The following is a 16,791-nucleotide window of genomic DNA, read 5'->3' as shown; positions in this document are numbered from 1 at the left end:
CGCCAGCCGCGCCGAGGCCGCCCGCGAGGCCCAGGAGACGGCGGAGGCGGCCCTGGCCGAGGCCCGCCAGGCCGAGGACGCCTGCCGCCACGACCTCACCGCCGCCCTGGAGCAACTGCGCCGCGCCGACGCCGAGGCCGCCCGCGAGGCCGAGGCCCTCGCCCGCCTGGCCTCCGCAGCCCACGCCGCCACAGAGGAGGCGGGCCGTGCCCGGCGCGTCCTGGAGCGCGCCGACGAGGAGACCGCCCAGCGCACCGCCGAGCTCGCCGCAGCCTCCGCCGCCCTGGCCGAGATTGAGGAGGGGTCCACGCCGGGAGTCCCCGACGGCGTCGGGAGCACTGAGAATGGCGCACCGGTGGACGCGGAGGCCGCCATCGACGCGGCTCGCGCCCGCCGCGACGAGGCCGCTGAGGCCGCCACCGTCGCCCGCGCTGCGGAGACGGAGGCCCGCCTGGCTCTGCGCACCGCCGAGGAGCGCGAGCGCTCCGGGCGGGGCCGCTCCGATTCCCTGCGCCAGGCCGCCCGCCGTGAGCGCGAGTCCCGGGCGGCCGCCGAGCGCGCCCAGGAGCGCCGTGCCCGCCAGCTGCTCGTCGCCCAGCGGGTGCGCGATGAGGCCCGACAGGCCGCCGAGGTGGGCCGTGAGTGGGCCGCTGAGGCGGCGGAGCGGCGCGCCGCCGTCGAGACTGAGCGCGCCGAGTCTCTGGAGGCCACGAGGGAGGTGCGCGATGAGATCGACCGCCTCACCAAGGAGATCTCCGCCCTCACGGACGCCGCCTACCGCGAGGAGATCGCCCGCGCCGAGCACCGCACTCGTCTGGAGGCCCTGGCCGAGCGGGCGCTGACCGAGCTCGGGCTTGAGCTCGACCCCCTGGTGGAGGAGTTCGGGCCGCATATGCCCGTCCTCGAGATCATGGAGGACGACGCCGATCCGGCGGCGGGAGCGTCTGAGACTGAGCCGTCTGAGGCATCTGAGGCGTCTGAGGCGGGGGAGGAGCCTGCCGAGCAGGGCGAGAAGGAGAGCGCCGAGCCTCAGGTGCCTCGCCCGGGGCGGCCGTATGTGCGGGCCGAGCAGGAGAAGCGGCTTACCAAGGCCAAGCGTGATCTCGCCCGCCTGGGCAAGGTCAACCCCCTGGCCTTTGAGGAGCACGCCGCCCTGCAGCAGCGCCACCGCTTCCTCGCCGAGCAGTTGGCCGACCTCAAGCGCTCGCGCGCGGACCTTCTGGGGATTGTCGAGGAGATCGACGCGCGCGTGCAGGAGGTCTTCACCTCCGCCTTCCAGGACACGGCTCGCGAGTTCGAGTCCGTGTTCGACCGCCTTTTCCCCGGCGGTGAGGGCCGCCTCGTGCTCACCGACCCGGGCGACATGCTCTCCACCGGTATTGAGATCGAGGCGAGGCCCGCGGGCAAGAAGGTCAAGCGCCTGTCCCTGCTCTCGGGCGGGGAGAGGTCATTGGCGGCGGTGGCGCTCCTCATCGCGATTTTCAAGGCGCGCCCCTCGCCCTTCTATGTCATGGATGAGGTGGAGGCGGCGCTCGACGACACGAATCTGGGGCGCCTGCTGGAGATCTTCACCGAGCTGCGCGAGTCCAGCCAGCTCATCATCATCACCCACCAGAAGCGCACCATGGAGGTCGCCGACGCTCTTTACGGCATCACCATGCGCGACGGCGTCACCCAAGCCGTCTCCCAGCGCCTCGCACGGGACCGGGTCCAAGGCGGCGACGCGGGCGCCGGGGGCTGACGCGGCCGGCCCGGCATCGGGCATGATGGGGGCATGGACCCGATGCTCATCGTGATTGCCGTCCTCGCCGTCCTCGCCCTGGCGGGAGGTCTTTGGCTCGTCTCCGGCCGCCGTCGCCGCGGCCGGGTGCCCCCCGAGGTCAGCGCCCACAAGCCCCTGGAGCCCGAGGAGGCCCTGCCCTCGGCCAGCCCCGAGGAGCCGGGGGAGGAGCCCAGCGCCCCCGGCGAGGCCGCCGAGGCTCCCGAGACCCCCGCCGTCGCCACCCTGGAGCGGCCCGAGTCCATCCCCGGGCGCATGCAGCGGCTGCGCGCCCGCCTCGCCGGCTCCGGCGGCTTCGGAAAGGCCATCCTGTCCGTCCTCTCGCGCGGAGACCTCTCCGAGTCCGACTGGGAGGAGATCGAGGACACCCTGCTCACCTCCGACCTCGGCGTCGAGGTCACCATGGAGCTCATGGACGGGCTGCGCACCCAGGCCAAGGTCCTCGGGACCTCCGACCCCGAGGCGATCCGCGGCGTCCTGCGCTCCGGGCTCCTCGAGCTCGTCGACCCCACTATGGACCGCTCCCTCAACCTCGCCCGCCCCGCCCTCACCGAGAACGCCGACCTCCCCGCGGGCACCGAGCCCGCCGCCGCGATCCTCATGGTCGGCGTCAACGGCACCGGTAAGACGACCACCTGCGGCAAGCTCGCCCGCGTCCTCGTCGCCCAGGACAAGACCGTCGTCATGGGCGCCGCCGACACCTTCCGCGCCGCCGCCGCCGAGCAGCTCGCCACATGGGGCGAGAGGGTCGGCGTCGACGTCGTCCGCTCCGAGCGCGAGGGCGCTGACCCCGCCTCCGTCGCCTTCGACGCTGTGCGCAAGGCCGCCGATCAGGGCGCCGACGTCGTCCTCGTCGACACCGCCGGGCGCCTCCAGAACAAGGCCGGCCTCATGGACGAGCTCGGCAAGATCAAGCGCGTCATGGGCAAGATCGCTCCCGTCGGCGAGATTCTCCTCGTCCTGGACGCCACCACCGGCCAGAACGGCATGCGCCAGGCACAGGTCTTCTCCGAGGCGGTGGGCGTGACCGGCATCGTGCTCACCAAGCTCGACGGCACCGCCAAGGGCGGCATCGTCGTCACTGTCCAGCGCGAGCTCGGCGTGCCCGTCAAGCTCGTCGGCCTGGGCGAGGGCGCCGACGACCTCGCCCCCTTCGACCCCGAGGGCTTCGTCGACGCCCTCCTCGCCTGACGAGACGATGAGTTACACGATCAGTGACTCCGTGCCCGGGGTCGACACGGCGGAGCTGGCCCGCTACGTCGAGGAGGCAGAGGCTGGCTATGACCTCTCCGATCTGCCATGGATGCCCAATCCTCACGCCGCGACGGCGCTTGTCGTGCCTGCCGATATCGCCAAGAAGGTCCGCGAGCAGGCGGTCCGGCGCTCCTGCTCCCCAGAAGACCTCGTGAAAGAGGCCCTGGAGAGGTACCTCGCCTGAGGGCGGACGCGAGCGCGGGGCCTTTCAGTCCCGGGCGCGCAGGGTCTCCACCGCTGAGCGGCCCAGCAGCGCTGATGAGGCGACGACGGCGAGAGCGATGACCAGCAGCGTCGTCCCTCCCAGCGCGCCGAGCTCCAACCACGGGCCACCCCGCGCCACTCGGAGCGCCGGCACGGTCCCATTCCAGGCGATGTAGCCGATGACCTGGACCGCGACGGCAGTGATGGCGCCGAGCAGCGTCGTCGTCACAGCGTGGATCACCCCCTCCAGCACCTGGGCCGCGCGGACCTGCCGGTTCCGGGAGCCCGCCGCCACGAGCAGCGCGGCATCGCGACGCCGCCGGGCCGCCCCCATCGCGATCACCGCCACCCCGCCGGCCCAGGCCACGATGAGCGCCGGGCCGAACATGGAGAACAGCCCCGTGGGCGTCACGCCGCTGGCCCCGAAGATCCTCATCGGGTAGAACATGCCGACCAGGCCACTCGCCACCGTGAACGGGATGACAGTCGCCGCCGAGCGGCCCGCTTGGTGCGCAGCCGCGCGCCGCGCCAGGAACCAGGCAGGGGAGCGGGCCGGGACGAGCGCCGTCCATGCGCGCTCGATGACCGGCACGAGCCACGGGGCCGCCAGGAGCACCGCCCCCAGCGCCGCGAAAGCGCCGCTGACGACCGTGCCGATGGCCTTCTCGGTGCCCGGCTCCGCGCCAGCTGCGGCCACGGCGGCGGCCACCAGCCCTATCAGGCACCCCAGCACGCAGATCCCCCTGAGGACCGCGCGTCCCAGGCGCCAGCGCCGCTCGCGCCGCTCATCGAGCCCCCGAAGAAGGCTCACCACCTGCGCCCCCACCGAGCGGCGGGTGGCGCCCAGGCCCCCGAGGACACTCACCGCGACCGCGAGTCCCACGAGCACGGGCAGATCGGAGGCGCTCGGCGCCAGACCGGCGTCGGGCAGGACCATGCGCTGCTCCACGAGCATCGGGCGCAGGAGGCGCGCCAGGGGGTAGGCGCCCAGCTGCCCCACCAGCGCGCCAAGCGCGCCGACCACCGCCAGCTGCCCGAGCAGGATCGCTCGCAGGGCTCGCGGCCTCATCCCCAGGGCCCGCCACAGCCCATGAGCCCGCTCGCGCTGGCGCACCACGAGCGAGGCCACGATGACGAGGATGGTGATGGCGGACAGGGACACGGCCGTGAGCGTCCAGCCCTGGAAGACCCTCGCGCCCTCGACCATGCTCTCGTCACCCGCGGCATGCGCGGCCGCCAGCGCCCCACGCGTGATCATCATCTGGGCGCCCGAGCAGGCGCCCGCCACGGCGACGATGACGAGCGCCCAGACCCACTGGCCCGCGCTGCGGCGCAGATCGCTCCATGCCAGTCGCAGCATCAGGCGGCCCTCCCCTCACCGGCCCCAGCGTCCCGGGCGCGCAGGAGCGCCTGCGAGACCGCCGCCGCATCGCCCCCGGGAACCATCTCGACGACGTGCCCGCCGTCCATGACGACGACCCGTTGGGCACGTGCGGCCGCGGCGGGATCGTGCGTGACCATGAGGACGCAGGCGCCCTCGGCGGCGATCTGGGCGAACCAGTCCAGGACGACCCGCGCCGAGACGACGTCGAGCGCGGCCGTCGGCTCATCGGCCAGGACGATGGCGGGCCGGGAGGCGAGGACCCGGGCGATCGCCACCCGCTGGCGCTCACCGCCGCTGAGGCGCTCGGGCAGGGAGCCCGCCTGGGCGCCGAGCCCGACGCGCTCCAGGGCCGCCCGAGCCGCGCCGCGCGGCAGCGGGCGGTGGCGCAGGCGCCCCGGCAGCGCCACATTGTCCTTGGCGGACAGGGAGGAGACGAGGTTGTCCTCCTGGAAGACCACTCCCACGTGCGCCGCCCGGAACGCGGCGAGCGCGCTGGGGCGCAGCGACGTCGTCGCCGTCCCCAGCAGGGCGACGCTGCCGGATGTGGGGCGGTCCAGGCCCGCGATGATGTGCAGGAGCGTCGACTTGCCGCAGCCCGAGGCCCCGACGATCGCGCTGAAGGACGATGCCGGAAGGTCGAGGTCCACCCCGGCCAGGGCTCGGATGGCGGCTGAGGCGCGCCCCGGGACCTCGTAGTCGCGCCTGAGGGCGCGCACCGAGATCGCCGAGGGCGGCTGCGTGGGCGAGGCGGGGACGGTCGGAGCAGGGGCGCCGTCGGCGGGGCCGCGGCGGGGCGAGCGATGGAGAGGTTTCATGCCTCGATTGCAGCCCAGGCAAGCGCCAGGGTCATTGGCGCCCAGGCCCCAACTCGCGCTCCTGTCCCCACCCCTGGTGGAGCCAGGTGGATGCGCAAGGGTGGTGCTGGCGCCAATGACTGCGGGCAAGCGCGCGGGTAGCGTCCGGGCCATGATGACGAGGACACGCCCGAGCGCCCCGGGGCGCCGCTGGCCGATGATCGTGCTCGCCGAGCTCGTCCATGCCGTCGCATGGCTGCCGGTCCTCATGATCGTGTCCATCGGGTTCTTCCTGGCGCACCTGACGATCCCAGCCCTGGCCGAGGCCGAGCGCTGGGCCGCCCGCCGCCTCGGCGCCAGCGCCCCCTCCGGCCGCGAGGACGGCGAGCCGGTGACGCGCTGGTGCTCCTCACGGATCGTCACCGCGGCCTTCTGGCGCCAGGACCTCCCGCTGGCCGCCGCCTCCCTCGTCCTCGGCCTGGCCTCCATGTTCGTGACGGTCATCGGGGGAGTCCTCGTCGTCATCGCGGCCGGCGTCCCGTGGATCGTCTCCGAGGAGCACCCCGTGGGCTTCGGGGTGGGGACGGCCACCCGCCCGATCGACGCCTGGTGGGCGATCCCCGCGAGCCTCCTCCTTGCCGCGATCTGCCTGGCGGTCCTCGCGGGCATCGGCCGGCTGCGCCTCGTGGTCACAGAGATCCTTGGCCGCGACGCCGTCGCCGAGAGAGCCAAGGAGCTCGACGCGCAGGTCGGAGATCTCACGCGAGGGCGGGCCACGCTCGTGGACGCCTTCGAGGCCGAGCGCAGCCGCATCGAGCGCGACCTGCACGACGGCGCCCAGCAGCACCTGAGCGCCCTGGCCATGACCCTCGGCTCGGTGCGGCTCGCCGCCGCCCGCCTGGAGGACGAGGGAGCGCGCGACGCTATCCTCACCCGCGTGGACCGCGCGCAGGAGCAGTCCGAGGCCGCCCTCGCCTCGCTGCGGGCGACCGTGCGCGCCGTGCGCCCCGCCGTGCTCACCGACCGGGGCCTGGCCGCCGCCGTCCGCGAGCTGTGCGCGGGCTCCAGCCTGGAGCCGGGGGTGTCGATCAGCGGGGACGACTCGGCGATCACGCCGCCCGTGGCCACCGCCGTCTACTTCGCGATCAGCGAGGCCCTGACGAACGTCGCCCGCCACGCCGGAGTCGGGCGCGCGCGAGTCGCGATGGTCTGCTCCGCCGCGGGCGTGGAGGCCAGCGTCGAGGACGACGGCGTCGGCGGCGCCCGCATCGAGGAGGCCGGCAGCGGCAGCACGGGCCTGGCGGGCATCGCCCAGCGGATGGCGACCGTCGGCGGCGAGCTGGTCATCGACTCCCCGCCCGGACGGGGCACGACCCTCCACTTGAGCGCCCCGGCCGCGCCTCCCTGGTGAGGCGGACGGGACATCCGGAGGCCCGGCGGCGGGGCCCCGGTGAGCGCCGCGGGCCTTTCGTGCACAATCACCCCTATGAGGATCGTTCTGGCCGACGACGCCGCCCTCCTGCGCGAGGGACTGGCCGCGCTCCTGGCCGACGCCGGGCACGAGGTCGTCGCCCAGGCCGATGACGCGCCCGGGCTCCTGGACGCCGTCGAGTCCCTGGCCTCGCGCGGCGAGCTTCCCGACGCCGTCATCACCGATGTGCGCATGCCCCCGGGCAATGCCGACGACGGGCTCAAGGCCGCCGTCGCCCTGCGCGGGGCCCACCCGGGGCTGCCCGTCGTCGTCCTGTCCGCCTACACGGCTGGCGAGTACGTGCGCGACCTCCTCGCCGAGGAGTCCGGCGGGGTCGGCTACCTCCTCAAGGAGCGGGTGGGGCGCGTTGAGGACTTCATGCGCTCCCTCCAGGTCGTCGTCAGCGGGGGAGTGGTCGTGGATCCGGAGGTCGTGGCCGGCCTCCTCGCCCGCACGACGGCGGCCCCTGCCAGTGGGGCGGCGGCGAGTGCTGGCGGGGCTGGCCCCGCGCCGTCGTCGCCAGCGGGAACGGCCCGGGGCACTGCGGGGAGCACCGGGCCCGCGCCGGAGGGCGCCGTCGACCGCCTGACGGAGCGCGAGCGGGAGGTCCTGGCCCTCATGGCTGAGGGCCTGTCCAACAGCCAGATTGCCGCCCGGCTCGTGGTCTCCGACGGTGCGGTGGCCAAGCACGTGGCGCATATCCTCGCCAAGCTCGATCTGCCGCCCGAGGAGGAGAACCGGCGCGTGCGCGCCGTCCTCGCCTGGTTGCGGGCCACCGCGTGAAAGACGGCCGAGCGGCCGGCTCCGAGGCCCTCAACTCCGCGAGTGGGAGGCTGCCCCTTCCTGCGCGCGGACCGGGTTCTGTCGCACTGTATTCATCGCCGATGTCTTCACCCGCCGGATCGTTGGCTGGGCGTTTCCCGCTATCCCCGCGCCCCGGTTGGGGCCGTGGATACAGCTACGACAAAGCGATGACCGAGACGGTCAACGATCTGTGCAAGGCCGAGTCCATCGACGCCGAGCGCGTATTCATGTGAGGCGCAGTTCTGTGCGGGCGTCCAAGATGAGTCCAGTCGACCTCTTGACATCCTTTGACCAGCAGTATTACGATTTTGCCGCTTGGGGATCGGATCAAGGGCGCTTGATCTTCAAGCCATGTATGCGCGCGCCACTAAGGGAGATGAGTGCATTATGAAAACGACAGTGAAGTCGATCATGCTCGTGATTGCCGCCACTGTGCTGTGCGCATCGATCGGTGCTCCCGCAGGTGCGGTAGTCCGAGAAAGAGATCAGTAGGTTCTTGCGTCTCAGGATCAAGTTGCAGTAGATCCTCGGACCGGTGCTCAGCGTTCCGCAGTTCCCGTGCAGGGGCAAGGTCTTAAATTGAATATGGTTGAAGGGGATGAAATCTCAATTGAAGGTGATGCTGTCACGTGGACCGACTCGGCCGGACTGATTGTAGCGAGGATTGACATAACTTCTCCAGATTCCGGAATGACATTCTACTTCGATGAATCTACTCAGATGATTCGAGAAGAGGGAGCATCGTTCGTTTCGCCTGATCTTCCTCAAGGGTACTGCATGCCGAAATGGATTGGTTGGGCTTTCAATATCGCCTGGGGAGGGCTTGTGTGTCTTCCAGCATCGGCGGGCGCGAGCGGTGTTGCCACTCCGATCGCTGGCGCTGCTACGGCCGCTGCTTGCGAAGCTGCTGGCGGTGCGCTGGTCACTGCGATTTCCTGCTGACGATTGATATTGGCTTCACGGGGGAATGTGTTAATGCGCGTCAGTCGTGGCAATAATTTTCTTATTGTGGCCTGTATTCTTGGGGTTGCATCGATGTTCAGTCGAGGTATTCCCTGGTGGGCTTGGGGGGCCGCGTTTCTGATTCTAATCCTGGAAGCGGAATTTCTGTCCCGCTCATTGGCCGGCAAATCGTCTTCCGGTCAGAAGGCCCTTGGCTGGAGATTGATTGCCGTTGCGGCCGTGGCGGCCGTCTTTCTAATGGTGTCGCTATTCTTGCTCGACTTCACTGGAATTTTCTGACCTGCGCCATTTTGTCTCTTGTGGTCAGCAGGGGGCCGGCGAAGTCCTGGTGAGGTCCGGGCCCGGGCGGGGATCGGAGGGACAGGGCCCGGACTCGGCCGCATCCTTGACCCTCACGCGGCGTGAGGCGACAGGCTGCGTCGCATGAGAGATCCTCAGGGCATGAACGACGCGCCCCACCCCAGCGCCCCGGCACCGGCCCCCGCCCCTGCCGAGGCCCCCGCGCGAGAGAGCGACCGCACGGTCGGCGCCGCCGCGCGGCTGCTGGGCGTGAGCGTGCGCGCGCTCCATCACTGGGACGCGATCGGCCTGCTCACCCCCTCGGGGCGCAGCTGGTCCGGCTACCGCCTCTACAGCGACGCCGACATCGACCGCGCCCAGCAGATTTTCGTCTACCGCGAGACCGGTATGAGCCTGTCCGCGATCGGCGAGCTGCTCGACGCCGCCCCGACGACGGCGATCGAGCACCTGGTGCAGCAGCGGCGCCTGTTGACCGAGAGGGTCTCTCGCCTGACGCGGATGGTCCGCGTCATCGACACCATGATGGAGGCAGAGACCATGGGCAACCACATGAGCGGGGCCGAGCGGGCCGAGGCCTGGGGCGGCCAGTGGACAGAGGAGTACGCGGCCGAGGCCGAGGAGCGCTGGGGCGATACCGACGACTGGGCCGAGTCCGAGCGCCGCAAGGCCGCCATGACGCCCCGGGACTGGCAGCGGGCGGCCGCCGAGACAGAGCAGTTGGAGACCGATCTCGCCGATGCCCTGCGCCGCGGCGTTGCCCCCGGAAGCGAGGAGGCCAACGCGCTGGCCGAGCGCCACAGGGCGGACTTGAACCGCTGGTTCGAGGTGACCGTGCCCAAGCAGGTGCTCATCGCCCGCGGCTACGTCGCCGACCAGCGCTTCACCGACTACTACGACGCCAAGGAGAAGGGCCTGGCCGCCTGGCTCAAGGAGATCATCGACGCCTCCGCTCTCGCCCAGGGGGTGGACCCGCAGTCCGTCACCTGGGAGTGATGCGCGGGGTGGGGGAGAGCGCTTGCCCGTGCCGCTATCCTGGGCGGCAGCAACGCGCGATGCCCGGGCGGTCCCACGCCGCCCGGGCCCCGCACCCCCGACCGGCGCGCCCGCGCCCCAGGAAGGACCCCCGTGTTCGGCAACCTCTCCGACCGGCTCACCGCCTCCTTCAACTCGCTGCGCGGCAAGGGCCGCCTGACTGAGGCCGACGTCGAGGCGACCGTCACCGAGATCCGCCGCGCCCTCCTCGAGGCCGACGTCGCCCTGCCGGTGGTGCGCGCCTTCACCGCCGCCGTGCGCGAGAAGGCCGTCGACGCCGCCCGCTCCCAGGCGCTCAACCCGGCCCAGCAGGTCATCAAGATCGTCAACGACGAGCTCATCGAGGTCCTGGGCGGCGAGACCCGCGAGATCAACTGGGCGGATCGCGGCCCCACGATCATCATGCTCGCCGGCCTCCAGGGCGCCGGTAAGACGACGCTGGCCGGGAAGCTCGGCCGCTGGCTCAAGGACGACGGCAAGCGGGTCCTCCTCGTCGCCTCCGACCTCCAGCGCCCCAATGCCGTCACCCAGCTGGGCGTCGTCGCCGAGCGCGCGGGCGTGGACATCTGGGCTCCCGAGCCGGGCAACGGCATTGGCGACCCGGTCCAGGTGGCCCGCAGCGGCGTGGAGCAGGCCCGCGCCAAGGGCTACGACGTCGTCGTGGTCGACACCGCTGGCCGCCTGGGCGTGGACGCGGAGATGATGGATCAGGCGATCCGCATCCGCGACGCCGTCGCCCCCCACGAGATCCTCTTCGTCCTGGACGCGATGGTCGGCCAGGACGCCGTCAACACCTCAGTGGCCTTCCGCGACGGCGTGGGCTTCACCGGCGTCGTCCTGTCCAAGCTCGACGGCGACGCCCGAGGCGGCGCGGCCCTGTCCGTGCGCGGCGTGACCGGCGCGCCCGTCCTGTTCTCCTCAACCGGCGAGGGCCTGGACGACTTCGAGCGCTTTCACGCCGACCGCATGGCCAGCCGCATCCTCGACATGGGCGACCTGCTCACCCTCATCGAGCAGGCGGAGAAGACCCTCGACGCCAAGGAGGCCGAGGATGCCGCCGCCAAGCTCGCCAAGGGCGAGTTCACGCTCGACGACTTCCTCTCCCAGCTGCGCCAGATCCGCAAGCTCGGCTCGATGAAGAAGCTGCTGGGCATGATGCCCGGCATGGGGCAGATGCGCGAGGCCATCGAGGCCTTCGACGACCGCGAGGTGGACCGCATCGAGGCGATCGTCTGCTCCATGACGCCCGCGGAGCGCAAGGACCTCACGATCCTCAACGGCTCGCGCCGCAACCGCATCGCCAAGGGATCGGGCACCACCGTCCAGGCGGTCAACGAGCTCGTCGACCGCTTCGAGCAGGCCAAGAAGATGATGGAGGCCATGGCCTCCGGCGGCATGGGCGGCATAGGTGGCGCTGGCGGCGGCATGCCCGGCATGGGCTCGCTGCCGTCCACGGGCAAGCACTCCAAGGCCCGCCAGGCCCCCAAGGCCAAGAAGAAGGGCAAGGGCGGCAAGAAGGGCCGCTCCGGCAACCCCGCCAAGGCAGCGCGCCAGGCCAAGCAGGCCGGGCAGGGAGCCCAGGAGGCGCCCGCGGCGCCGGTGGCCGGCTCCTCATTCGGGCTGGGCTCTGCGCCAGCCGGGGGCGCGAGCGGCGCTGCGGGTGGGACGGGCAGTGCCGCCGGTGGCTACGGCATCATGCCGGGCCAGCAGGCCGTTCCGGCCCAGGCGCCCGCGCAGCCGCAGCAGGCGGCCTCCAGCGGCGACGACGTCGCCGACGCCATGGCCGCCCTCCCCGAGGACCTGCGCCGCCGCCTCGGTCTCTGAACCGCGCTCCTTGCGGTCATCGAGTTCGTACCTTTGACGCCGACTTCGACGGGTAATGGTACGAACTCGGCATCAAAGCGACGAACTCGACGGTGGGGCCCGGGTCTCAGGCGCCGAGGACCTCGATCCGGCACCGGGTTCCCGGGGCCTTGGCGATGCGCGCGTCGCGGGTGACCAGGGCGCAGTCCTCCGCCTCCGCGAGGGCCACGTAAGCGGCGTCGTAGACGCTCAGGTTGTCCCGCAGCTCCCAGATCCGGCCGATGAGGGGGCGGGTGGGATAGGTGCTGATGTCCATCGCCCTGAACTCGGCCAGCGCGCTCAACGCGGTCTCCTCAGTGAGTTTGCGTCCGAGCGCTTGGCCTCGCAGGGAAGAGACGACCTCGAGGGTCAGGATGTCGGGAGCGATCCAATGCGGGTCATCAGTGAGGCGGCTACGCGCATCTCTACCCGCGTCACCGAGGTGGGCGAGCGCATGCACAAGCGCTGAGCAATCGACGACGATCATGCCTGTTCCCCCGACTGCTGGAGCAGCCGGGCATCGCGCTCTTGGCGCGCGAGGTCGATGCTCTCAAGGATGTCCTCCGTGCTCGGGGACGGCTGCTGTGAGTCCGTGAGACGCCTGGAGATCCTCTCAAGGATCTCAACGTTGCGATTCCAACCCGCCTCCCGGGTCACCATCTCGAGGAGGTAGGCCTGCAGCGACTCCCCGCGGCTCCTCGCCCGCTCGGCGAGCGCGTCGCGGACGTCGTCGGGGACATTGCGGATCTGAAGAGCAACCATGCATGCATTTTACATGCACTTCAGGGTGGGCGTGGTGGAGTAGAGGCCTCCGGGCTGAGGCTCAGCCAGGGGCTGGCGCTGGCCACTGCTGTGTGCGGAGGCAGGCCTGTCAATTCTGCTGCCGTCGAGGAATGGGTGCGGAGAGATCGCAGGAGGAAGCGTTGGGGTTCCAACGATCGTCATCTCCGCCATCCTGGGGGGACCGCTCGACGGCAGCAGAATTGACATCGCGCCCCTGTCCACGCTGAGTGTGCCGACCGTCGAGCGTTTGGGGCCTGACTCCCTGAGCCGGATCTTCGGTCCGCCCAGGCCCTACAGCCAGCCGTTGCGCTCGGCGGTGCGGGCGGCCTCGGTGCGATTGCGGGCGTGGGTCTTGGCGATGGCGCTGGACAGGTAGTTGCGCACCGTCCCCTCGCCCAGGTGCAGCCCCGCCGCGATCCCATGGGCGTCGTCGCCCCGGGCCGCCAGGCGCAGCACCTCCTTCTCCCGCTCCGTGAGCGGATTGGGGCCCAGCAGCACCGACTCCTGGGCCAGGGTCGGGTCGATCACCCGCAGGCCGGAGTGGATGCGGCGGATCGCGTCCGCCAACTGCTCCGGGGGCGTGTCCTTGACCAGGAACCCGCTCGCCCCCGCCTCCAGCGCCCGGGACAGGTACCCCGGCCGCCCGAAGGTCGTGACGATGAGGCTGCGGCAGGCCAGCCCCGAGGCGGCCAGGGCAGCGGCGGCGGCCAGGCCATCACCGTCGGGCATGTCGATATCCAGAAGGGCCACATCGGCGCCGTGCTCGCGGGCGGCGGCCACCACCTCGTTGCCGGTGCTCACCTGCGCCACCACCTCCAGGTCCGGCTCCAGGCCCAGCAGGGTGGCCATCGCCCCGCGCACCAGCGCCTGGTCGTCAGCGATGAGCAGGCGGATCGCGCCGCCCTCGCCCGTGGGCGCAGCGGCGCCAGTGCTCCCTGTGCTCACAGCACGACCTCCATCTCGGTGCCCGGGCCAGCCGCGCCACCCGCGCTTGAATCGGACGACGGCGACGGCGCGGGGCTCGTCAGGCGCAGGTCGCCGCCCGCCGACTCCACGCGCTGGCGCAGTCCCCGCAGCCCATTGCCGGGCAGGGTTCCCTCCAGCCCGCGCCCATTGTCCGTCACGATGATCCGCCCCGGGGACAGCGTGACGTGGACCCGGGTGGCCGCCGCGTGGCGGAGGATGTTCGTCGTCGCCTCGCGCAGGGCCCAGGAGGCCAGCTCGCGCTGCCCCAGCGCGATGTCATCGGCGGAGCCGGCGAACTCCGCCTCCATCCCGGCGGCGGCGAAGGCGGTGCGCGAGGACTCGATCTGGCTGGCCAGGTCCGGGGTTCGCAGGCGCGTGACGGTCGCCCGCACGTCGGCCAGCGCCGCCCGCGAGAGCTCGATGACCTCCGTGAGCTCGCGCTCGGCGGCCTCGGGATCCCGGCGCAGGAGCCGCTGGGCCACCTCTGCTTTGAGGGTGAGCACGGTGAGCGAGTGCCCGAGGATGTCGTGCACGTCCCGGCCGATCTCGTCGCGCTCGGCCATCGCCGCCTCAGCCCGGGCCCGACGGGCGCGCTGCTCCTCCTGCTCGGCATAGAAGCGGGACAGGACGACGAAGCACGACGACATGATGCAGCCGAGCGTCATGTACACGATCCCGGGCTCGCCCACGTCCGCGATCAGCACGATGAGCAGGCTCATCAGGCACATCCCCGCAGTCGCCACCAGGCCCGTGCGCAGCCTCGTGGTGAACAGGACGACCGCGCAGAAGTAGGGCAGGAACACCGGGAAGTACCAGGTGATCGCGATCGTCGCCGCCACGGCGCAGAGCCCCATGAGAACGAGCGGGCGGATCGCGGGGGCCATCTCCTCGCGCAGCGTCGAGTCCGGGGTGATGCGGGCGAAGTCAAAGCGCTTGGCGATGAGGCTGACCTCGATGACGTAGACGACGGCGAAGGCGGCCACCGCCGAGGTCCCCTGCACCTTCATCCACACGGGGGCGTCCGAATTCAGGAGGAAGGCGGCCGTCGCGACGAGGAAACCGATCCAGATCGAGGACTGCCAGTCGACGCCGAGCCACCCCGGTGTGCCAGGCCAGGTCCGGCGCCAATCGCGCCAGTTCGGCGCCTGCGAGGGGGCTGCCGGCCCGCGCGCGGCAGGCCCTCTCATCGCCGGCTCGTTCCCCGACGGCGGGAGACCAGGCAGATGCCGGCGAGGATGAGCGTCCATGCGACGAGGTTAGCGACCTGGAGCCACGAGTTCTCGTGGACGATGCCCGTGGCGGTGTTGACGACATCGCCCATGATGGGGCGCTCGGCGAGGGTCGCCGCCCCGTACAGCGGTGTGACGTGCGCGATCGTGAACAGTGTTCCGGACAGCGGCATGAAGATGTTGGCCAGGAAGGCCCACACCGTCACTGAGGCTGCCGCCGTGCCCACCGCGCCCTGGGAGGGGAACCACATGCCGATGGCCAGCCCGTACAGGGCGAAGGGGATCGTCGGAAGCAGGCAGCCCAGGAAGGAGCCCAGCCAGACGAGGGGGTTGTCGCAGTGGGCGCCCATGATCGCCCCGGCGGCGAAGAGAAGGGTGATGGGCACGAGCGAGAGCAGGACGGCGGCCGCGGCCTTGACCAGGTAGTAGGAGCGCATCCCTCCCGGGGTCAGCCCCATCTGGCGCCCCCAGCCCCCGGCCATCTCGACGGCGGAGCTCCCGGCCACGCTCGTGGCCGCCATGGCGGCGCTGAAGGCCGCCATAGTCACCATGATGACGGCGTTGACGTTGCCCCGGCCCGCGTCGATATCCCTGTAGGAGGTCATCGTCCCGAACAGCAGGTACATGCCCAGCGGCATGACGACGATGAAGATGATCGTGTCCGCCCGCAGGATCGTCGTGCGCAGCTCGGTGAGCAGGTAGGGCAGGAGGCTCGGGCGCTCGTCGGGGGAGTGGCGAGTGGATGCCGCGCGAGCCGCCGCAGTGCTCATGGTGGGTGTCGGAGTGGTGGTCGGGTTGCTCATGGTTGTCTCCAGGGGATCGAGGGGTGGTCGTGCGGGGCAGGGCTCAGGCGGCCCGTCGCGGTGCTTGTCCTGGTTCCGCCGCGTCCTCGACGAGCTCGGCGAAGACATCGTCGAGGCTCAGCGCGGTGATCCCCAGGTGGTGGGAGGGAGTGCGGGTGAGGAGGATGCGGGCGACGTCGTCGGGCGCGGTGGTGCGGATCTCGACGTGCTCGCCGCGCACCGCCACATCCTGGAGGCTGGCGCGCGCCTCGGCCAGCGCCTCATCGAGGGGACCGACGCCGGACAGGCCCGGCCAGGTGGCGGTGACCACCGTGCCCTCGCCCAGCGCCCGCACATCGTCCACCGATCCCGAGGCGATGATCCGCCCCCGGTTGATGATGACGATGCGGTCGGCGAAGTCCGCGGCCTCCTGGAGGTAGTGGGTGGCGAAGAGGACCGCCTTGTTCCCGGCGGCGCGCTCGCGGATCGCGGCCCAGAAGGAGCGGCGGGCCGTGACGTCCATGCCGGCGGTGGGCTCATCGAGCACCATGAGATCCGGGTTGCCCAGGAGCGCGAGGGCCAGGCGCAGGCGCTGCCGCTCGCCGCCGGAGCACTTGACGACTTTCCTGCCCAGGATCGGGGAGATGCCGGCGAGCTCTTCGACGGCGGGGATGTCGTGGCGGGCGCCGCGCATGGCGGCCACGGCGGTGATCGTCTGGCGCACCGTGTAGTCGGGCAGGAGGCCCCCCTCCTGGAGGATCGCGCCGGTGCGCAGCTCGCGGGCCGCCTGGGCGGGGGCCAGGCCGAAGACCCGGGCGCTTCCGGCGTCGGGGGTGGAGAAGCCGAGGATGACGTCCAGGGCGGTGGATTTGCCGGCGCCGTTGGGGCCGAGGAAGGCCACGATCTCGCCGGGGGCCACCCGCAGGTCGATGCCGTCGACGGCGCGCACCGGCCCGAAGGTCTTGACCAGGCCGGCGACCTCGACGGCCGGGGCGAGCGAGGGATCAGGGGAGGTCGGGGCGCTCGGGGCGCCCGGCATGTTCTGTGTCATGGCTCCATCCTCGGGGAGGAGGCCGACGCCGGGTACTGAGCGCTGTCACCGCCCGTCGATGACAGATGTCATGCGGGCGGGGCGATCGCCGTCGCCCGGCGCCGCGGCGCCAGGGCTCCGGGGAGCGGACGTGAGAACGGCGCGTTTCGGGA

General features: G+C 71.6%; 17 protein-coding genes. 9 read left to right on the top strand and 8 right to left on the bottom strand.

What is annotated here, in order from left to right; translation table 11 throughout:
- The 3 genes from A1QA_RS12920 to A1QA_RS0100840 all read left to right on the top strand — a co-directional run.
- A partial coding sequence (locus A1QA_RS12920; protein ID WP_244266043.1) for an AAA family ATPase occupies nt 1-1,741 on the top strand: 1,741 nt, incomplete at its 5' end.
- A gap of 33 nt (nt 1,742-1,774) precedes the next feature.
- On the top strand, nt 1,775-2,971 hold the full coding sequence (gene ftsY, locus A1QA_RS0100845; RefSeq protein ID WP_017177045.1) for a signal recognition particle-docking protein FtsY: 1,197 nt from the start codon (nt 1,775-1,777) through the stop codon (nt 2,969-2,971).
- Between the two features lie 7 nt (nt 2,972-2,978).
- Nucleotides 2,979-3,218, top strand: coding sequence for a hypothetical protein (locus tag A1QA_RS0100840; protein WP_017177044.1), 240 nt, complete (start codon nt 2,979-2,981; stop codon nt 3,216-3,218).
- A gap of 24 nt (nt 3,219-3,242) precedes the next feature.
- Here the strand turns inward: A1QA_RS0100840 and A1QA_RS0100835 are convergent, their stop codons facing one another.
- Together A1QA_RS0100835 and A1QA_RS0100830 are read right to left on the bottom strand one after the other, a co-directional pair.
- A complete protein-coding gene (locus A1QA_RS0100835) occupies nt 3,243-4,598 on the bottom strand; it encodes an FtsX-like permease family protein (protein ID WP_017177043.1) in 1,356 nt (451 codons plus the stop codon).
- On the bottom strand, nt 4,598-5,437 hold the full coding sequence (locus tag A1QA_RS0100830; protein ID WP_017177042.1) for an ABC transporter ATP-binding protein: 840 nt from the start codon (nt 5,435-5,437) through the stop codon (nt 4,598-4,600). The genes A1QA_RS0100835 and A1QA_RS0100830 overlap by 1 nt, the downstream gene beginning before the upstream one ends.
- Nucleotides 5,438-5,588: 151 nt before the next feature.
- Here A1QA_RS0100830 and A1QA_RS0100825 point away from each other — a divergent pair, with 151 nt between their 5' ends.
- The 6 genes from A1QA_RS0100825 (at nt 5,589) to ffh (ending at nt 11,810) form a co-directional block, all read left to right on the top strand.
- Nucleotides 5,589-6,827, top strand: coding sequence for a sensor histidine kinase (locus A1QA_RS0100825; protein WP_154652181.1), 1,239 nt, complete (start codon nt 5,589-5,591; stop codon nt 6,825-6,827).
- A 75-nt stretch (nt 6,828-6,902) separates the two neighbouring features.
- Complete coding sequence (locus A1QA_RS0100820; RefSeq protein ID WP_017177040.1) at nt 6,903-7,670, top strand: response regulator transcription factor; 768 nt, start codon at nt 6,903-6,905, stop codon at nt 7,668-7,670.
- Between the two features lie 711 nt (nt 7,671-8,381).
- A complete protein-coding gene (locus A1QA_RS16105) occupies nt 8,382-8,633 on the top strand; it encodes a hypothetical protein (protein WP_167320630.1) in 252 nt (83 codons plus the stop codon).
- Between the two features lie 33 nt (nt 8,634-8,666).
- The gene (locus A1QA_RS15670) at nt 8,667-8,933 is read left to right on the top strand and encodes a hypothetical protein (protein ID WP_143221368.1); all 267 of its coding nucleotides are present in this window, start codon (nt 8,667-8,669) and stop codon (nt 8,931-8,933) included.
- 144 nt (nt 8,934-9,077) lie between these two features.
- Nucleotides 9,078-9,947: a MerR family transcriptional regulator gene (locus A1QA_RS0100815; RefSeq protein ID WP_154652180.1), complete on the top strand. Its 870-nt coding sequence runs from the start codon at nt 9,078-9,080 to the stop codon at nt 9,945-9,947.
- Between the two features lie 132 nt (nt 9,948-10,079).
- Complete coding sequence (gene ffh, locus A1QA_RS0100810; protein WP_017177038.1) at nt 10,080-11,810, top strand: signal recognition particle protein; 1,731 nt, start codon at nt 10,080-10,082, stop codon at nt 11,808-11,810.
- Between the two features lie 106 nt (nt 11,811-11,916).
- Here ffh and A1QA_RS15190 read toward each other — a convergent pair whose 3' ends face one another.
- From A1QA_RS15190 to A1QA_RS0100780, 6 genes are all read right to left on the bottom strand, one after another.
- The gene (locus tag A1QA_RS15190; RefSeq protein ID WP_026048565.1) at nt 11,917-12,315 is read right to left on the bottom strand and encodes a type II toxin-antitoxin system VapC family toxin; all 399 of its coding nucleotides are present in this window, start codon (nt 12,313-12,315) and stop codon (nt 11,917-11,919) included.
- On the bottom strand, nt 12,312-12,590 hold the full coding sequence (locus A1QA_RS0100800) for a FitA-like ribbon-helix-helix domain-containing protein (RefSeq protein ID WP_017177036.1): 279 nt from the start codon (nt 12,588-12,590) through the stop codon (nt 12,312-12,314). Before A1QA_RS0100800 ends, A1QA_RS15190 begins: the two co-directional genes overlap by 4 nt.
- A 312-nt stretch (nt 12,591-12,902) precedes the next feature.
- Nucleotides 12,903-13,556: a response regulator transcription factor gene (locus A1QA_RS0100795; protein WP_017177035.1), complete on the bottom strand. Its 654-nt coding sequence runs from the start codon at nt 13,554-13,556 to the stop codon at nt 12,903-12,905.
- Nucleotides 13,553-14,764 carry a sensor histidine kinase gene (locus A1QA_RS0100790; RefSeq protein WP_017177034.1) on the bottom strand — a complete coding sequence of 404 codons (1,212 nt, stop codon included), beginning with the start codon at nt 14,762-14,764 and terminating at the stop codon, nt 13,553-13,555. Before A1QA_RS0100790 ends, A1QA_RS0100795 begins: the two co-directional genes overlap by 4 nt.
- Nucleotides 14,761-15,609, bottom strand: a complete 849-nt coding sequence (locus tag A1QA_RS0100785; protein WP_017177033.1) for a hypothetical protein — start codon at nt 15,607-15,609, stop codon at nt 14,761-14,763. The genes A1QA_RS0100790 and A1QA_RS0100785 overlap by 4 nt, the downstream gene beginning before the upstream one ends.
- 43 nt (nt 15,610-15,652) lie before the next feature.
- Nucleotides 15,653-16,639 carry an ABC transporter ATP-binding protein gene (locus tag A1QA_RS0100780; RefSeq protein WP_017177032.1) on the bottom strand — a complete coding sequence of 329 codons (987 nt, stop codon included), beginning with the start codon at nt 16,637-16,639 and terminating at the stop codon, nt 15,653-15,655.
- Between the last annotated feature and the right edge of the window lie 152 nt (nt 16,640-16,791).

This window comes from Actinomyces timonensis DSM 23838 (assembly GCF_000295095.1).
Classification (GTDB): domain Bacteria; phylum Actinomycetota; class Actinomycetes; order Actinomycetales; family Actinomycetaceae; genus Actinomyces; species Actinomyces timonensis.
This window is presented reverse-complemented; position numbering and strand designations above follow the sequence as displayed.